15 protein-coding genes and 1 pseudogene are annotated in these 17,563 nt (G+C 73.9%); 10 read left to right on the top strand and 6 right to left on the bottom strand.

All coding sequences use genetic code 11. The annotated features are described in order from the left end of the window. Positions 1–20: 20 nt before the first annotated feature. The 4 genes from ACWDD7_RS23240 (at position 21) to mug (ending at position 5,115) form a co-directional block, all read left to right on the top strand. Complete coding sequence (locus ACWDD7_RS23240) at positions 21–1,556, top strand: glycoside hydrolase family 43 protein (protein ID WP_450458744.1); 1,536 nt, start codon at positions 21–23, stop codon at positions 1,554–1,556. 200 nt (positions 1,557–1,756) lie between these two features. Next, the gene (locus ACWDD7_RS23245) at positions 1,757–2,815 is read left to right on the top strand and encodes a LacI family DNA-binding transcriptional regulator (RefSeq protein ID WP_450458745.1); all 1,059 of its coding nucleotides are present in this window, start codon (positions 1,757–1,759) and stop codon (positions 2,813–2,815) included. A 312-nt stretch (positions 2,816–3,127) separates the two neighbouring features. Next, positions 3,128–4,570 carry an adenylosuccinate lyase gene (gene purB / locus ACWDD7_RS23250; protein WP_450458746.1) on the top strand — a complete coding sequence of 481 codons (1,443 nt, stop codon included), beginning with the start codon at positions 3,128–3,130 and terminating at the stop codon, positions 4,568–4,570. Positions 4,571–4,626: 56 nt separating this feature from the next. Beyond that, positions 4,627–5,115: a G/U mismatch-specific DNA glycosylase gene (mug, locus tag ACWDD7_RS23255; protein ID WP_450458747.1), complete on the top strand. Its 489-nt coding sequence runs from the start codon at positions 4,627–4,629 to the stop codon at positions 5,113–5,115. 1 nt (position 5,116) lies between these two features. Here the strand turns inward: mug and ACWDD7_RS23260 are convergent, their stop codons facing one another. Further along, on the bottom strand, positions 5,117–5,833 hold the full coding sequence (locus ACWDD7_RS23260; protein ID WP_450458748.1) for an ABC transporter permease: 717 nt from the start codon (positions 5,831–5,833) through the stop codon (positions 5,117–5,119). Between the two features lie 2 nt (positions 5,834–5,835). After that, positions 5,836–6,756, bottom strand: coding sequence for an ABC transporter ATP-binding protein (locus ACWDD7_RS23265; protein ID WP_450458749.1), 921 nt, complete (start codon positions 6,754–6,756; stop codon positions 5,836–5,838). 107 nt (positions 6,757–6,863) lie between these two features. Between ACWDD7_RS23265 and ACWDD7_RS23270 the strand changes: the two genes are divergently transcribed. The 3 genes from ACWDD7_RS23270 (at position 6,864) to ACWDD7_RS23280 (ending at position 10,026) form a co-directional block, all read left to right on the top strand. Beyond that, positions 6,864–8,018 (top strand): sensor histidine kinase, encoded by a 1,155-nt coding sequence (locus ACWDD7_RS23270; RefSeq protein ID WP_450458750.1) that lies wholly within the window; start codon positions 6,864–6,866, stop codon positions 8,016–8,018. Positions 8,019–8,118: 100 nt separating this feature from the next. Then, positions 8,119–8,772, top strand: a complete 654-nt coding sequence (locus tag ACWDD7_RS23275) for a response regulator (protein ID WP_450458752.1) — start codon at positions 8,119–8,121, stop codon at positions 8,770–8,772. A 96-nt stretch (positions 8,773–8,868) separates the two neighbouring features. Further along, on the top strand, positions 8,869–10,026 hold the full coding sequence (locus ACWDD7_RS23280) for an ROK family transcriptional regulator (protein WP_351873972.1): 1,158 nt from the start codon (positions 8,869–8,871) through the stop codon (positions 10,024–10,026). A 21-nt stretch (positions 10,027–10,047) separates the two neighbouring features. Here ACWDD7_RS23280 and ACWDD7_RS23285 read toward each other — a convergent pair. The 4 genes and pseudogenes from ACWDD7_RS23285 to ACWDD7_RS23300 form a co-directional block, all read right to left on the bottom strand. Beyond that, positions 10,048–11,046, bottom strand: a pseudogene (locus ACWDD7_RS23285) (extracellular catalytic domain type 1 short-chain-length polyhydroxyalkanoate depolymerase); the annotation flags it as partial. A 61-nt stretch (positions 11,047–11,107) separates the two neighbouring features. Next, positions 11,108–12,028, bottom strand: coding sequence for an alpha/beta fold hydrolase (locus ACWDD7_RS23290; protein ID WP_351873975.1), 921 nt, complete (start codon positions 12,026–12,028; stop codon positions 11,108–11,110). 147 nt (positions 12,029–12,175) lie between these two features. Then, positions 12,176–12,937 carry a GntR family transcriptional regulator gene (locus tag ACWDD7_RS23295; protein WP_450458755.1) on the bottom strand — a complete coding sequence of 254 codons (762 nt, stop codon included), beginning with the start codon at positions 12,935–12,937 and terminating at the stop codon, positions 12,176–12,178. 239 nt (positions 12,938–13,176) lie between these two features. Beyond that, entirely contained in the window at positions 13,177–14,061 is an 885-nt protein-coding gene (locus ACWDD7_RS23300; protein ID WP_450458756.1) for an RNA polymerase sigma-70 factor, read from the bottom strand. 123 nt (positions 14,062–14,184) lie between these two features. On the opposite strand from ACWDD7_RS23300, the gene ACWDD7_RS23305 reads away from it, so the two are divergent. The 3 genes from ACWDD7_RS23305 to ACWDD7_RS23315 all read left to right on the top strand — a co-directional run bounded on the left by ACWDD7_RS23305 (position 14,185) and on the right by ACWDD7_RS23315 (position 17,544). Beyond that, on the top strand, positions 14,185–14,838 hold the full coding sequence (locus tag ACWDD7_RS23305; protein ID WP_351874027.1) for an NADPH-dependent F420 reductase: 654 nt from the start codon (positions 14,185–14,187) through the stop codon (positions 14,836–14,838). Positions 14,839–14,943: 105 nt separating this feature from the next. After that, positions 14,944–15,777 carry an alpha/beta fold hydrolase gene (locus ACWDD7_RS23310; RefSeq protein ID WP_450458757.1) on the top strand — a complete coding sequence of 278 codons (834 nt, stop codon included), beginning with the start codon at positions 14,944–14,946 and terminating at the stop codon, positions 15,775–15,777. A 363-nt stretch (positions 15,778–16,140) separates the two neighbouring features. After that, complete coding sequence (locus ACWDD7_RS23315) at positions 16,141–17,544, top strand: GNAT family N-acetyltransferase (RefSeq protein ID WP_450458758.1); 1,404 nt, start codon at positions 16,141–16,143, stop codon at positions 17,542–17,544. Positions 17,545–17,563 lie beyond the last annotated feature (19 nt).

The raw sequence follows: 17,563 nt of genomic DNA on the forward strand, positions 1-17,563 counted from the left end.
GGTTCGAAGGGACACATTCTGTGCGTACGTACGACAACCCTGTGATCAGCGGATTCCACCCCGATCCGAGCGTGTGCCGAGTCGGTGGCGACTACTACCTGGTGTGCTCCAGCTTCGAGTACTTCCCCGGGCTGCCGCTCTTCCACAGCAAGGACCTCGTGCACTGGGAACTCGTCGGCAACGTGCTCGACCGGCCCGGGCAACTACCGCTGCCCCTCCCCGGCGCCAAGGCGTCCGGCGGCCTCTACGCCCCCACGATCCGCCACCACGAGGGACGTTACTGGGTCATCAACACCAACATCGACGGCGGCGGCACCTTCGTCGTCTCGGCCGAGCGGCCCGAGGGGCCGTGGAGCGACCCGGTGTGGATCGACCTGCACGGGATCGACCCCGATCTGGCGTGGGAGGAGGACGGCACCTGCTGGTGCGCCTTCTCCGGGCCCGGGGGCGGCATCAACATGGCCAGGATCGACCCGGTCGAGGGGGAGGTGCTGGAGGGCCCGTTCGCCACGTGGTCGGGCAGCGGCCTCAAGTTCCCCGAGGCGCCCCATCTCTACCGCATCGGCGACTGGTGGTACCTGCTGATCGCGGAAGGCGGCACCGAACGCGGCCACAGCGTGTCCATAGCCCGCGGCCGTTCGCCGCGCGGCCCCTGGGAAGGCGCGCCCGCCAACCCCCTGCTGTCCCACAGCGGCACCGCCCGCTCCATCCAGAACACCGGCCACGCCGATCTGGTGGAGGCCCCCGACGGGAGTTGGTGGATGGTGCTGCTCGGCGTCCGGCCCCGCGGCTTCACGCCCGACGTGCACGTGCTCGGCCGCGAGACGTTCCTGACCCCCGTGGAGTGGGACGAAGACGGCTGGCCCGTCGTCGCGCCCGTTCCCGAGAGCCACCCGGCGCCGGGCGGTGCCTGGCACCCCGTTCCGGCCCTGCCCGCCCGCGACGACTTCGACGAGTCCGCCCTCGCCCCGTACTGGATCTCGCCGTTCACCCGCCCCGAGGACTCCTGGTCGCTCACCGAGCGCCCTGGATGGCTGTCCCTCAGGGCCACCGGCGCCACCCTCGACCGCCCCGGGTACACCTTCGTCGGCCGCCGCCAGCAGCACCACGACTGCCGCGTCACCGTTGCGATCGACCCTGGTACGGGACGCGGCGGCCTCAGCGTGCGCCAGGACGAGGCCCACCACTTCGAGATGGAGGTCGGCGACGGAGAGGTCGGCGTCATCGCCCGGATCGGTCCGCTGCGCCAGACCGTCGCCGGCCGACCGGTTCCGTCCGGGACGCTCACCCTCACCGTCGAGATCCGGACGTCGGATCTTGTGCCCGCCTCGCCCGAACTCACCGACGGCGGGACCACCGGCCCCGACACCATCGCCTTCTGGCTCGGCGATCCCGACGCCGCGGACGCCCACCCACTCGTCGAACTGGACGGGCGCTACCTGTCCGCCGAGGTCGCCTGCGGCTTCACCGGTCGCGTCATCGGCATGTACGCCACCGAGGGCGTGGTCTCCTTCGACTGGTTCGAGTACGCCCCGGCCCAGGCGCCCCCCGCGTGACGCTCGGCGTTCGGCCGCGTGCGACACCTGCGGCCGCGCGGGTCCGCACGCCGCATGCCGCGCGCCCCGTGCGGGCGTCGCACGCGGCATGCCCGGACCGCCGGCGAACCGCCGCGAAGCCCTCGTCCGCGGCCGGCTCAGGTGCGGGCCGCTTCCCACCCGCCGTCCTGAACCGCCTCCTCGCTGGATAGCCTGTGCTCATGTCCCCCCGACCCCTCGGATCGCGCCCGACGTTGTCATTGGTCGCCGAGACCGCCGGCACGAGCGTGCCCACCGTGTCCAAGGTGCTGCGAGGCGGAACCGACGTCTCGGCCGAGACGCGCGCGAAGGTCATGGAAGCCGTGCGAGCCGTCGGCTACACCCGCCGAGGCGGGGCCAAGATCGAAAGCGTGCGGGACGAGAGCGGCTTGTCCAACGTACTCACACTCGTGGTCACCCACTTCGAGGGGTCATGGGCGAATCTGGTGATAGCCGGGGTGGGGCGCGAGGCGGCAGCAGCAGGACTGGATGTCGTACTGACGCTCGCCGAGCCGCACAGCGACTGGGTGTCGCGGGTCCTGAGAAGGCGCAGCGTCGGCACCATCGGGACGCTGGTCGATCCCACCTCGCGGCAGTTCAACGCGCTCTTCGCCGCAGGCGTGCCCGTGGTGCTGATCGACCCGATGAGCACGCCGCCACCAGGGGTGGCAAGCGTCGGCGTGGCGAACTGGGACGGTGGCCGCATGGCCGGCGAGCATCTCCTGTCCCTCGGCCACGAGCGGATGGGGGTTGTCGCCGGCCATGCCCGTCATCTCTACAGCCGCGCACGGGTCGACGGTTTCCGCGCGGCAGCCGACACGGCACCCGCCGGCGGTGCCACGGTGTCCGTGGCCCATGGCGGATGGAATCGTGCCAAGGCGGCGGCCGCCACCCACACCCTGCTCGACAAGGACCCGGGGATCACGGCGATCTTCGCTTGCTCGGACCCCATGGCGCTCGGCGTCTACGACGCGCTGGGTGATCGAGGTCTGCGCGTTCCCGAGGACGTCAGCGTCATCGGCTTCGACGACCTGCCCGAGGCATACTGCGTCAGCCCCGGGCTGACGACCGTCAGGCAGCCCAGCACCGAATTGGGTGCGGCGGCGGTCAAGCTCCTGATCGATCTCTCCAGGAGCGAAGAGGGCGGCACCCGACGCCCCGCCCGCATGGAGTTGGCCACCGAGCTGGTCGTCCGCGCCTCCACCGGGCCCGCCCCGGCAGGCGCAGCGCCACGCCGATGACGCACACGGGTGTCGGGGAACCGGGGAGCACGTGCCCGCCCGTCCCGGACGGCGGAGGTCACACCGGCCGGTCCTCCGGGGACGGCCGGACGGGCGCCCGGGTCGGCGATGAGCCGGGCAAAGCCTTCCTGGCCCTGCTCGTCGTCGGGCGTGACCGGGGACGGGCGCCCGGCGAAGCGGCCGGAGGCGCCGCCGTACGAGGCGTACGGGTCTTGCGAGGGGCAGGCGTAGCGGGGCACGCGGGCTCTCGTAGTTTCCGACGAACACCCCGGTGGCGCTGAGCTGCACGAATCGCCAGTAGAATCCGGTTACGTGACTTCAGCGCCCGCCAAGCCCCGCATCCCGAACGTCCTCGCCGGACGCTACGCCTCCGCCGAGCTCGCCACGCTCTGGTCGCCCGAGCAGAAGGTGAAGCTGGAGCGGCAGCTCTGGCTCGCCGTGCTGCGGGCCCAGAAGGACCTCGGCATCGAGGTGCCGGACGAGGCGATCGCCGACTACGAGCGCGTCCTCGACACCGTCGACCTGGCCTCGATCGCCGAGCGCGAGAAGGTCACCCGGCACGACGTGAAGGCGCGGATCGAGGAGTTCAACGCCCTCGCCGGGCACGAGCACGTGCACAAGGGCATGACCTCCCGTGACCTCACGGAGAACGTCGAGCAGCTCCAGATCCGGCTGTCCCTGGAACTGATGCGCGACCGCACCGTGGCCGTACTCGCCCGCCTGGGCAAGCTGGCCGGCGAGTACGCCGAGCTGGTCATGGCCGGCCGCTCCCACAACGTGGCCGCGCAGGCCACCACCCTGGGCAAGCGCTTCGCGACCGCCGCCGACGAGCTGCTCGTGGCCTACGGCCGCGTCGAGGAACTGCTCGCCCGCTACCCGCTGCGCGGCATCAAGGGCCCGGTCGGCACCGCGCAGGACATGCTGGACCTGCTGGGCGGCGACGCGGCCAAGCTCGCCGAGCTGGAGCAGCGGATCGCCTCCCACCTGGGCTTCTCCCAGGCGTTCACCTCGGTCGGCCAGGTCTACCCGCGCTCGCTGGACTACGAGGCCGTCACCGCGCTGGTGCAGCTGGCGGCGGCGCCGTCCTCGCTGGCCAAGACGATCCGGCTGATGGCCGGCAACGAGCTGGTCACCGAGGGCTTCAAGCCCGGTCAGGTCGGCTCCTCGGCGATGCCGCACAAGATGAACACCCGCTCCTGCGAGCGCGTCAACGGCCTGATGGTGATCCTGCGCGGCTACGCCTCGATGACCGGCGAGCTGGCGGGCGACCAGTGGAACGAGGGCGACGTGTCCTGCTCCGTGGTGCGCCGCGTCGCGCTCCCGGACGCGTTCTTCGCGCTGGACGGCCTGCTGGAGACCTTCCTGACCGTCCTGGACGAGTTCGGCGCCTTCCCGGCCGTCATCGCCCGCGAGCTGGACCGCTACCTGCCGTTCCTCGCCACCACCAAGGTGCTGATGGGCGCCGTGCGCGCCGGGGTCGGCCGCGAGGTCGCGCACGAGGCGATCAAGGAGAACGCCGTCGCCACCGCGCTCGCCATGCGCGAGCAGGGCGCCGAGCGCAACGACCTGCTGGACAAGCTCGCCGCCGACGAGCGCCTCCCGCTGGACCGCGAGCGGCTGGCGGCGCTGATGGCCGACAAGCTCTCCTTCACGGGCGCCGCGGCCGACCAGGTCGCAGTGGTCGTCGGCCGGATCGAGGAGATCGTCAAGCAGCGCCCGGAGGCCGCCGGCTACACCCCCGGGGCGATCCTCTGACCCCGCGTCCCACCAAGGCGGACCTGGAGGCCGCCCGCGACCGTCTCGTCCCGGACGTGGTCGCGGGCGGCCTCCGCGTGCTCTTCTGCGGCATCAACCCCGGCCTGATGACGGCCGCAACCGGCCATCACTTCGCCCGCCCCGGCAACCGGTTCTGGCCGGTGCTGCACCTGTCCGGCTTCACCCCGAGGCTGCTGAAGCCGGCCGAGCAGGCGGACCTGCTGTCGTACGGCCTCGGCATCACCAACGTCGTGGCCCGCGCGACCGCGCGGGCGGACGAGCTGACCGCCGAGGAGTACACCGAGGGCGGCCGGCTGCTGACCGCGAAGGTACGGGATCTCGCACCGCGTTGGCTCGCGGTGGTCGGGGTGACCGCCTACCGCGCCGCCTTCGCCGACCGCACCGCCCGGGTGGGGCCGCAGGAGCGGACCATCGGGGACACCCGGATCTGGGTCCTGCCCAACCCCAGCGGGCTGAACGCGCATTGGACGGCGGCGACGATGGCGGAGGAGTTCGCGCGGCTGCGGCTGGCCACGGAGAGCTAGCTCACGCGTCCCTGCGGTCGACCGCCCAGGCGCCCGCGAGCAGGGCCGCCGCCGTCCACAGGGCGCAGACCGCGAGGCCGGTCCAGGGGCCGAGCGGGCCGTCCCAGGTGCTGTGCAGGACGACCTGGCCCGCGCGGTCGGGCAGGAAGTCGGCGATGCCCGAGGACATGTCGCCGATCACGAAGGACACGATCAGCAGGAACGGGATCAGGATCGACAGGGTCGCGACACCGCTGCGCAGCACGGCGGTGAGGCCCGCCGCGAACAGCGCCATCAGCGTGAGCTGAAGGCCGCAGCCGACGGCGCCGCGCAGTCCCTGGACCCAGCTCGGTCCCTCGGCGCCGAGGACGGCCTTGCCGGCCAGCAGGGTCACCGCTCCCGTGAGCAGTCCGACGGCGAGCGCGGGCAGGGCGATCGCGGTGGCCTTGGCGGCGAACCAGCGCGGCCGGTCCGGGGTGGCCGCCAGCGTCAGCCGCAGCGCCCCGCCCCGGAACTCCGCCGCCACGGCCGTCGTACCGAAGGCGATGGCGGCGATCTGTCCGAAGCCGACACCGAAGAACGCCGAGAACAGCGGGTCGGGGTCGTTCTGGTCGGGGGACGCGGAGGCGAGCGCGGAGAAGGCGGCCGTGACGAGGACGACCGCGGCCAGGGAGCCGACGAGGGAGCGCAGGGTGCGGATCTTGATCAGCTCGGCGTGCAGGACCGGGATGAAGGGCATGGTCAGGCCTCCTGGGGCTGGGCGGTGAACTCCGCCTCGGCGGCGGTCAGATCGAGGTAGGCCTGCTCCAGGGTGCCTTCCCTGGCGGCCAGTTCGAGCACGGGGACGCCCGCCTCGGACAGCAGACGCCCGAGGTCCTCGGCGCGGGTGTGCCGTACCGTCCAGGCGCCGTCCTCGTGCCGGGTGGCGTCGTGACCGTGCCGGGCGAGCAGGTCGCCGAGCGCGCCGGCGTCGGTGCTGCGGACCCTCACCTCGGGCTGGACGCGGGCGTCGATGAACTCCTGGACGGGGGTGTCGGCGAGGAGGCGGCCTCGGCCGAGGATCACCAGGTGGTCGGCGAAGGCGGCGGTCTCGTTCATCAGATGGCTGGAGACGAGGACGGTGCGGCCGTCGGCGGCGAGGCCGCGCAGCAGGGTGCGGATCCAGACGATGCCCTCGGGGTCCAGGCCGTTGGCGGGCTCGTCCAGGAGGATCACCTCGGGATCGCCCAGCAGGGCCGCCGCGATGCCGAGCCGCTGGCGCATGCCGAGCGAGTAGGTGCCCACCCGGCGCCGGGCCACCTCGGCGAGGCCCGTCTGTTCGAGGACCGTGTCGACCCGGGCGCCGGGGATGCGGTTGCTCGCCGCGAGGGCCCGCAGATGGTCGCGGGCGGTGCGGGAGCCGTGCGCGGCGCCGGCGTCCAGCAGGGCGCCCACCCGGCGCAGCGGCTCGGGGAGTTCGGCGTACGCCAGGCCGCCGAGGGTGGCGGTGCCCGAGGTGGGGCGGTCGAGGCCGAGGACGAGGCGCATGGTGGTGGACTTGCCCGCGCCGTTGGGGCCGAGGAATCCGGTGACGCGGCCGGGGCGGACGGTGAAGGTCAGGTGGTCCACGGCCCGCCGGGCGCCGTACTCCTTGGTCAGGTCGCGTACGTCGATGCTGGTCATGGCTTCAGCCTGGTGGGGTGCGGGAGTCGGCGCCTCCCCCGCCGGTGGAGATCCTCTCCCCCGTGCGGGGGAGGCCCGTTGTCGGTGGCGGGTGCGACGATGTCCGCATGGTCCGCCTCCTGCGCCCGTTGCTGCGCGGGACGACGTACACACGGCTGCTGCACCTGTGGGTGCCCATGCTGGTGGAGAGCCTGTGGCTCTTCATCGGTCCGGCGCACCCCTGGGTGCCCGCTCTGGTACTCGTCCCGCTCGGCCTGCTGCCGGCCGTGCGGCTGGGCGAGGGGGTGCAGGCGCGGCTGCTGCTGACGCCGGGTGCGCGGGAGTCCGGCATATCCGAGGCGCCCGCGGCGACTTGGCGGGACCGGCTGCGTACGGTGGTGTGGCTGGAGCTGCGCTGGGTGCTCGGCTGGGTGGCCTGTCTCGTCTCGGTGTGGTTGCTCGTCGCCACCGTCGAACTGGCGTGGTCCGCGTGGGGGCACGCGCCGTCCGGGCTGCCGTTGCTCGACCGACTGCCGCCGTCCCGCGGCCTGGCCCTGCTGGCACCGGTTCCGCTGCTCGTCCTGTACGGCGCGGTCGTCGGCCTGGGCGCGCTGGTCACGGTGTGCGCGCGCCGGCTGCTCGGGCCCTCGGCCGCCGAGCGGCTGGCCGCCCTGGAGGAGCGCACCGAGCAGTTGCTCGAACGCACGCGGATCGCACGGGAGTTGCACGACTCGATCGGGCACGCCCTGACGGTGGCGGTGGTGCAGGCGGGGGCGGCGCGCGCGGCGGGCGATCCGGAGTTCACCGACCGGGCGCTCGGCGCGATCGAGGAGACCGGCCGGGCCGCGCTCGCCGATCTGGAGCGGGTGCTGGGCGTACTGCGCGAGACCGAGCGGCCGGCCCGTGCCCGGCCCACGCTGGCGGACGCGGACCGGCTCCTGGAGTCGGCGCGGGCCTCGGGGGCGACGGTGGACGCGGAGGTGACGGGCCCGGTCGCGGCGGTACCGGGGCCGGTGTCCCGGGAGGGCTACCGCATCCTCCAGGAGGCGCTGACGAACGTGCTGCGGCACGCGGGCGCCGTGCCCGTGCGGGTCCGGGTCGCGGTCACGGACGACCGGCTGCTGCTCCGGGTGCGCAACGCGTTGCCGGAGCCGATACCCGGCACCGGCCGGGGCAGCGGGCTGCGGGGCATACGGGAGCGGGCCGCGCTGCTCGGCGGCAGCGCGCGCACCGGTCCGCAGGACGGGGAGTGGGCGGTGCGGGTGGATCTGCCACTGGGGTGAGCCGACCGGGGTCGCGGACGGGTCCGGCGGGAAGGGCGGGGCCGCCGAGGGGTGAGCGGGCAGGCGCCCGGGGGCCGTCGAGTTGATCTAGGCTGGCCGGATGCCGGTCACCGTACTCCTCGTCGACGACGAACCGCTGGTCCGCACGGGGCTGCGGGCCGTGCTGGAGGCGCAGCCCGACATCGAGGTGGTGGGCGAGGCGGCGGACGGGGCCGCGGTGATCCCACTGGTGCGGCGACTGCGCCCCGACGTCGTGGCCATGGACGTCCGGATGCCGCTGCTGGACGGCATCGAGGCCACGCGCGCGGTGCTGCGCACGGTCGCCGACCCGCCGAAGATCCTCGTGGTGACCACCTTCGAGGACGACGAGTACGTGTACGAGGCACTGCGCGCCGGCGCCGACGGGTTCCTGCTGAAGCGCGCCCGGCCCGCCGAGATCGTGCACGCGGTACGGCTGGTCGCCGAGGGCGAGTCGCTGCTGTTCCCCGCCTCGGTACGACGGCTCGCCGAGCGGTACGGCGACGGCCGGCCCGCGCGTGCCGTCCTCGAGCGGGCGCGGCTGACCGAGCGGGAGGCGGAGGTGCTGCGGCTGATGGCCCGGGGGCTGTCCAACGCGGAGATCGCGGACCGGCTGGTGGTGGGCACGGAGACGGTCAAGTCGCATGTGAGCGCCGTACTGGCCAAGCTCGGGGCGCGTGACCGGACGCAGGCGGTGATCGCCGCGTACGAGTCGGGGTTCGTGGAGCCGCGCTGAGCCGCGTGTTCCGCTCGGGTCGAACCCGGCGCTCGCCGAGGCGGAGCGGGCCGAGTACGATCCGGCCAACACGCCCGCGAGCTGGGAGGACGGACGGTGGGGCAGCTGACCGGCGGCGATCCCTCGCTGCTGCGAAGGATCAACTCCGCGGTGGTGCTGCACGCGCTGCGGGCCACGGACTGCGCGACGCTCACCGAGATCGCCCGGGTCACCGGTTTGTCCCGGCCGACGGTCGAGGGCGTGGTCGAGGGACTGATCGAGGCGGGGCTCGTGGTGGAGCGGGCCGCCGACGAGGGGATCGCGCGCCGGCAGGGGCGCCCGGCCCGCCGGTTCCGGTTCCGGGCCGAGGCGGGCCATCTGCTGGGCCTGGAGGTGGGCCCGCACCGGGTCGCGGCACTGCTGTCCGACCTGGACGGGCGGGTGCTGGGCCGGCAGGCCAAGGAGGTCGCCGAGACGGCGTCCGCGGACGAGCGCCTGGACCGGCTGCGGGGCACGGTCGCCGAACTGCTGCGGCGCTGCGGGGTCCCGCGTGACTCGCTGCGCGCGGTGGGTGTGGGCACGCCGGGCATCGTGGCGGCCGACGGCACGGTGCGGCTGAGCACGGCGCTGCCCCAGTGGACGGGGCTCGACCTCGGGGAACGGCTGAGCCGTTCCTTCAAGTGCCCGGTGCTGGTGGAGAACGACGCCAACGCGGCGGCGGTCGCCGAGCACTGGAAGGGCGCGGCGGACGAGACCGACGACGTGGTGTTCGTACTGGCCGGGCTGAGTCCGGGAGCCGGCGCGTTGATCGGCGGGCGGCTGCACCGGGGCTTCGGCGGGGCGGCCGGGGAGATCGGTGCGCTGCACCTGCTGGGCCGGGAGGTCACCCCGGAGACGCTGCTGTCCACCACCGACGAGCCGTTGCATCCGCTGGACGAGCAGGCGGTGGCCCAGGTGTTCGCGCTGGCGCGGGAGGGCGATCCGCGGGCGCGGGCGGCCGTGGAGCGGTTCATCCGGCGGCTGGTGCACGACGTGGCCGCGCTGGTGCTGGCGCTCGATCCGGAGCTGGTCGTGATCGGCGGCTGGGCGGCCGGGCTGGACGGCGTCCTGGAGCCGCTGCGCCGCGAACTCGCCCGCTACTGCCTGCGGCCGCCCCGGGTGGCGCTGTCCGCGCTGGGCGGGGCGGCCGTGGCCACGGGGGCGCTGCGGCTGGCCCTGGACCACGTGGAGGAGCAGTTGTTCGCGGTGGAGGGCACGGTGACGGCGCGCCGCTGACGGTACCGAGGGTCAGGGGGTGTCCAGTCCCCAGAACGTCGCGGTGTGGTAGCTGGAGCAGATGGTGTCGAGGAAGTAGAGACCGACGCCGCCGCACTGGTCCGCGCCGGTGCCGGGGCGCACGGCGAGGCCGTGGCCCATGCCGGGGACGGTGAACAGGGCGACGGCGGGTGTGCCCGTGGCGTCGTCGTACAGGCTCTCGACGGTGCCGCCGGTCAGCACCCGGGTCTCGGAGGCCGACTGGCCGATGCCCCGGACGTCGGTCCACTGGTCGCGCAGTTCCAGGGCGTTGACGGGGTTGACGACGGTGTCCAGGGTCCCCTGCCAGATCGCGACCCGCGGCCACGGACCGGAGTAACCGGGGTAGGAACCGCGGACCTTGTCGCCCCACTGCCTCGGGGTCAGGGGCACGGGGCCGTACTGGCAGCCGAGGGAGGCGCTCGCCGTGGTGGCGCACTGGGCGGGCGGTCCGGAGTCGACGGCGCCCCCGGCGAACACGTCCGGGTAGTCGGCGAGCAGGTCGGCGGTCAGGCCGCCGCCCCCGGACAGCCCGGTGACGTAGATCCGGCCGCGGTCGGAGCCGTACCGCGCCACCGCGGTGTCGACCATCTGCACGACCGAGGCCGCCTCCCCTCGGCCGCGTGTGTCCTTGGTCGCGTCGAACCAGCTGAAGCAGGACAGCGCGTTGTTGGCGGTGCTGGTCTGCGGGTAGACCACGGCGAAGCCCCACGTGTCGGCGAACTTCTGCCAGCCGGAGTGGGCGTGGTAGTCGCCGGCCGTCTGGCCGCAGCCGTGCAGGGCGACGACCAGGGGCGCGTCGGCGGGGAGGTTCGCCGGCGTGTACGTGTACATCGCCAGAGCGCCCGGGTTGGAGCCGAAGTCGGTGATCTGCTGGAGGGTGCCGGCGGCCTCGGCGGGCGGGGTGAGCGGGCCGGCCAGGGTCGCCCCGGTGGCCAGGAGCCCGAGCGCGGCGGCCAGAGCGGTCCGCCGCAGGAAGCGGCGCAGGGCAAGGAGGCGCATGGGCAACTCCTGTGAGATGGAAGGGGGTTGATTGCGGTACGACCCTCTTCGCCGGACCCCGCTACGGGGCCGCGACGCCTGCCGCGGCCAGCAGCTGGTCCGCCACGATCCGGGCGCCGGCGTCGCCGACGAGGAGCGTGTAGTGGTTGGTGCCGGGGACGTACCGGGTGCGGACCTTCTCGGGGTCGAGCCTCGCGTCGGCGAGGCGGTCGTCGTCGTACAGGCCCTGCGGCTCGTTCATCAGGCCGCGCTCCGCCCAGAGCAGGAGGGCGGGCAGGGGCAGCCGGTGGACGGCCTGGGCCACCTCCCCGCCGAGCTGGTCGATGCCGTCGACGCGGACCGCCTCGATCGCGCAGGAGGAGCGCAACCCGGGTTCCTCGCCCACGAGATCGCGCTGGATGTAGGCGTCCACCCAGGGCGACCAGGCGACGGCGAAGCCGGGGTGCTTCTGCCAGAAGGCCCGATAGGCGTCGCGGTCCTCGAAGGTCATCGACAGCCGGCTCATGGCCGGGCCGAGCACGGCGGCGATCAGCTCGTCGGGCTCCAGGCCGGTCGGCACGGGGAAGGACACACCGCCGTCGACCAGCAGCAGGGCGGAGGGCAGCTCGGGGTGGCGCACGGCGGTCAGGGCGGCGGTGAAGGCGCCCATGGAGTGGCCGGTCAGCACCACCGGTCCGGGCGCCAGTTCCTTGACCACGGCGGCCATGTCGTCCGCGTGCGCCGCGAGGCCGTACGGGCCGGGCAACCCCCCGCTGCGGCCCCGGCCGCGCAGATCGGGGGCCAGCAGGGTGACGCGGCCGGCGAGGTGGTGGGCGACCCGGGCCCAGGACAGGCCGTTGGCGGTGATGCCGTGCAGGGCCAGCACCACGGGGGCTCCGGGGTCGGCGGCGGGCCAGCGCAGCACGGCCAGTTCACCGCCGTGCACGGGGACCCGCAGTTCCTCGTGCGCCGGTACCTCTGCTGAGGGCTGGATGCGGCTCATGACGGGACGGCCTCCTCGCGGTGCGTGGTTGCCGGAATGATAGGAGCCGTCATACGGCCGACGGCATGGTGCCGTGCCCCACTCCTTCGGGTGTGCTCCTGGTTCCGACCGACATGCGCCCCGGTGGAGTCCGGGGCGCGGGGTCGGTCAGGAGGCCTGCCGGGCGGGGTCGTGGTGGATCTCCACCCCCGGCGCCTCGCCGAAGGTCAGCCGGCAGGTGTCGGCACGGTAGGTCGCCACGGAGAGGGCGGCGGTGCGGCCCTGGGCGGTGAAGCGGGTGGTGACGACGAGGACGGGCGAGCCGGGCAGGCGGTCCAGTTCCCGGGCGTCGTCCGCGCGGGCCGAGCCCAGCTCGACGGCTCGCTCCTGGCCCTCCAGGTCCAGGCGGTGCAGCTCCCGCAGCACCGCACGCGCGCGGGCCGTGCCGGAGGGCGCGTCGATCGCGGTGAGGCCCGGCACCGAGGCGGCAGGGATGTGGAGGAGTTCGGTGGCGACCCGCTGGCCGCCCGACATCCGGGAGCGGCGCACGGTGTGCACGGGCTCGTCCGCGCCGGTCTCCAGGGCGGTGGCGACGGCGGCGGGCGGCGTCTCCTGGACGCAGTCGACGGCCTGCCAGGCGTCCCCGGCGGCGCCGGGCCAGGCGTGCTGTCCGCCGCCGACGGCCACGCCCACGCGCGGCGGCGCGACGGTCGTGCCGACGCCCCGGCGGCGCTGCAACCGGCCTTCCAGCTCCAGCTGTTCGAGGGCCTGACGGAGCGTCGCGCGGGCCACGCCGAAGCGGGCGGCCAGGTCGCGCTCGTTGGGCAGGATCTCGCCGACGGAGAACTCGGAGTCCAGTGCCTCGCTGAGCACGGTCTTCAGATGCCAGTACTTCGGTTCCTGCACCGAATCCAGCTGCGTGGTCCCCACCCTGTCCTCCGCAAGAGCCGTGGTCCGGCGGTATTTAGCGCCCTTGTTTATTAAAGGTTGTTGCACTTCTCTGCGACCATAGGGCGGCCGGCACCCTTGGTCAAGACCAATCCTCGATCCCCGGGCGGACGCGGAGGAGGGCCGCCGCGCAGCGTTCACGAGACGTTCGTACGCGGTGATCCGGGTGGCATCACGGCGAAGCCCCCGTCGCGGGACGGGGGCTCGCCTGCGGGTGCGGTTCAGCGGTCGGCCAGGTGGCGCAGCTTGTCGGGGTTGCGCTGGATGTAAACGGACGTCACGCGGCCTGCGGTGACGTCCAGCTGGAAGAGGCTGTCGGGCTTGTCGCAGGACAGGACGAGGAGGGCGGGGCCGCCGTTGACCTCCAGCAGCCGGACGGAGAGGTCGGGTCCCGCGGTGGGGGCGACGGCGGCCATGAAGCGGGCCACCTTGTCGGCGCTGTGCATGATCCGCAGGGCCGCCTTGACCTTGCCGCCGCCGTCCGAGACCAGGCGGACGTCCGGGGCGAGCACCGACATGAGCCCGTCCAGGTCGCCCCCGGACGCGGCGACGAGGAAACGCTCCGTCAACTCGCGGCGCTGGTCGGGGTCGACGTCGTACCGGGGCCGCCGCTCCTCCACGTGCCGGCGGGCGCGCCCGGCGAGTTGCCGTACCGCCGGTTCGCCGCGGTCGAGCAGGGCGGCGATCTCGGCGAACGGGAAGCCGAAGGCCTCGCGCAGCACGAACACAGCGCGTTCCAGCGGGGACAGCGACTCCAGGACGACCAGGACGGCCAGGGAGACGGTGTCGGCGAGGACGGCCCGGTCCGCGGCGTCGGGGGCGGCCTCGCCGTACTCGGTGAGGTACGGCTCCGGCAGCCACGGTCCGACGTACGACTCGGCGCGCGACTGCACCTGGCGCAGCCGGTCGATGGCCAGCCGGGTGGTGATCCGCACCAGGTAGGCGCGCGGTTCCCGGACCTCGGCGCGGTCGGCGCGGGACCAGCGCAGCCAGGCGTCCTGGACCACGTCCTCGGCGTCGGCGACGCGGCCGAGCATGCGGTAGGCGACGCCCGTGAGCAGGGTCCGGTGCTCCTCGAAGACGTCGGTCGCGGGGTCGGCGGTCATGCCCTCATCCCATCCGACACGCCCCGGCGTTGTCCACCCGGAATCTGGCGGCGCGTGATCGTGCCGGACCACAATGACCGCGCGGACCGCCGGGGGCCGGCGGCCAGGAGCCGGAGGTGTGCGATGCGGTACGGGGTGCTGGGCACGGGCGAGGTCGGGCGGACGCTGGCCGGGCGGCTGGTGGAGCTGGGGCACGAGGTGACGCTGGGGTCGCGCACCGCGGACAACCCGGTGGCGCGGGAGTGGGCGACGGCGGCGGCGGGGCGCGCGCACGCGGGGACGTTCGCGGAGGCGGCCGAGGCCGGGGAGGCGGTGGTCAACGCGGTGAGCGGGCGGGTGGCGCTGGACGCGCTGCGGGCGGCGGGCGCGGCGCACCTGGACGGCAAGATCCTGGTGGACGTCTGCAACCCGCTGGCCTTCGTGGACGGGCTGCCGCGGCTCGACCCGGTGGAGTCGGACAGCGTGGGCGAGCAGATCCAGCGGGCGTTTCCCGGCACGCGGGTGGTCAAGACGCTGAACACCGTCAACTTCAAGGTGATGGTCGATCCCGGGCGGGTGCCGGGCGAGCACCACCTGTTCGTGTGCGGGGAGGACGCGGCGGCCAAGGAACGGGTGACGGGGCTGCTGGGCGAGTTCGGGTGGCCGGCGGAGCGGGTGCTGGATCTGGGGGGCATCGGGGCGGCGCGGGCGATGGAGATGTATCTGCCCCTGTGGTTGCAGATGTCGCGGGTGTTCGGACACGGGGACTTCAACATCGAGGTACGGCGGGCGCGTTGAGGTCCCGGGGAGTGCGGTCCTGGTCCGCACCTCGGGCTACCCGTGGGTAGTAATTGCTGACAAGCTGTCTACGGCGTCTGTCAGCAGCCGAGCCGAGGAGCACTCATGTCCGCCACCGCCTCCTTCACCGTCCCCACCCCGCGCGGCGCCGAGGACGTCACTCTGTCCTACGCGCGCGTGGGGCGCGGCGAACCGCTGGTCCTGCTGCACGGCATCGGGCACCACCGGCAGGCCTGGGACCCGGTGGTGGACATCCTCGCCACCGAGCGCGAGGTGATCGCGGTCGACCTGCCCGGCTTCGGCGCGTCTCCGGCGCTGCCGCCCGCCCTCGCCTACGACCTGCCCACGACCAACGCCGTGCTGGGTGCCCTGTTCGAGACGCTGGAGCTGGACCGCCCGCACGTCGCCGGCAACTCGCTGGGCGGGCTGCTCGCACTGGAGCTGGGCCGCGCGAAGCTCGTACGATCCGTCACGGCCCTCTCCCCCGCCGGTTTCTGGACCGAGGCCGAGCGACGGTACGCCTTCGCGACGCTGCTCGCGATGCGGGGGATCGCCCAGCGGCTGCCGGTGCCCCTGGTACGACGGCTCAGCCGCAGCGCCGCGGGGCGCGCCGCGCTGACGAGCACGATCTACGCCCGCCCCGCCCGCCGGAACCCCGAGGCCGTGGTGGCCGAGACCCGGGCACTGGTGGAGGCCACCGGCTTCGAGGCGACCCTCCGCACGGGCAACGCCGTCCGCTTCACCGACCCCCTCCCCGACCTGCCGGTCACGGTCGCCTGGGGCACCAGGGACCGCCTCCTCCTGCGCCGCCAGGGCATCCGCGCCAAGCAGACCATCCCCCACGCCCACCTGATCCGCCTCCCCGGCTGCGGCCACTGCCCGATGAGCGACGACCCGGCGCTGGTGGCGCGGGTCATCCTGGACGGCAGTAGGGGGTAGGGAGACCGGCACCGGGGTCCACCAGGCACCGAGGCGGCTCCAGCCCCTGCCCCGGGTGACCCCCCGAGCGGGAGACCGCACCCCGGACCCGGCCGGGTCGGCCGGTAATCGACGGTCGCCCGATCGGTTCCCGTACGCTTTCGAGCCACGTCGCGCGCCGGCGTCATCCCCCGGCGCGCGGCAACCCCGACTCGGGCACGAGTGCGAGGATTCTCCCCTTTGTCGGGCTTCCCGGACGAGATGCCGACGGCGACTGATCATACAAGTCAGAACAAATGGGACGGAGCATGCTTTACCTGTCGGTCACAAACAGTTCGTGATCAGGCAACACGCTTCCTTCACAGTGGATGCATGACTCCGGATATGTCTGATGTGACCCGCGCCCGGCACGGTCGCCCCGTGCACCACTGGCGGCGGGACCTGGTGGAACTCGCCGCTCTCTTCACGGCCGTCGCCGTGGCCGACGGGGTGGCGAACCTGATCGGGCACGGCCCCGACGGGCCCGCCCTGCTGGTGATCTCCGCGCTCGCGCTCGCCGCGACGGCGGGCTTCCACACCTGGTGGGCACGGCGCCACGGCCACGCACCGCCGTCGGCCGCGGCCGGTGATACCGGTGCCCGGCAGGCCGCCGAGACGCGGTCGGCCGGGCCCGCCGGACAGCACGACGGCGCCGCCGGGATGGCCGGGACCAGCACGCTGTGGCGGATGCGGACGACGGTCAAGGACGAGCCCGGTTCGCTGGCCGCGCTGTGCACGGCGCTGGCCGAGCACCGGGTGGACATCCTCAGCCTCCAGACGCACCCGCTGGCCGACGGCACCGTGGACGAGTTCCTGCTGCGGGCGCCCGGGGCGCTGGGCGCGGCGGAGCTGACGCGGGCGGTGGCGGCGGCGGGGGGCGCGTCCACGTACATCGAACGGGCCGACGCCCACGACCTGGTCGACGCGCCGACCCGGGTGCTGGGCCTGGCCACCCGTACGGCGTTGGACGCGGCGGAACTCCCGCTGGCACTGCGGCAGTTGCTCGGCCGGTGCACGATCCGCTCGCTGCCCGGCCGGGGCCGCGAGCGGGAATCGGTGCCGGCGGAAGGGGTGTTGGAGGACACGGTCATGCGGTTGCGGGCGCCGGAGGGCGGCGTGCTCAGTGTGGAGCGGCCGTATCTGCCGTTCACGCCCACCGAGTTCGCGCGGGCCCGCGCGCTGGTGGAACTGGACGCGCGGCTCGGGCCGCGCATCCCGGACGGGCAGGACGTGCTGACGCTGCCCGAGGGCGACGACATCGCCGTCCGGCGGGTCGACACCGGTGACCTGGCGGCGGCGAAGGCGATGCACGAGCGGTGCTCGGCCCGCACGCTGTCGCTGCGCTACCACGGACCCGTCGGCGACGCCGACCGCTATCTCAACCACCTCCTCAGCCCCCGCTTCGGGCGGACGCTCGCCGCGCAGACGCCCTCCGGGCGGATCGTCGGCCTCGGGCATCTGCTGTGGGACGGCGACGAGACGGAGGTCGCGCTGCTGGTCGAGGACGACTGGCAGCGGCGGGGCGTCGGCGCGGAGCTGCTGCGGCGGCTGGTGGGGCTGGCCCGGGAGGCCCACTGCGACAGCGTGTACGCCGTCACGCAGGCCTCCAACACGGGGATGGTCGCGGCGATGCGGGGCCTCGGGCTGCCGCTGGACTACCAGGTGGAGGAGGGCACGCTGGTGATCACGGCGCGGCTGGCCTCGGAGGCGTCCTCCCTCGCGCGCTACGACGCGGCTCAGCGGGACTGACGGTCCACCGGGGGTGCCG

It is taken from the genome of Streptomyces sp. NPDC001056 (assembly GCF_053598955.1).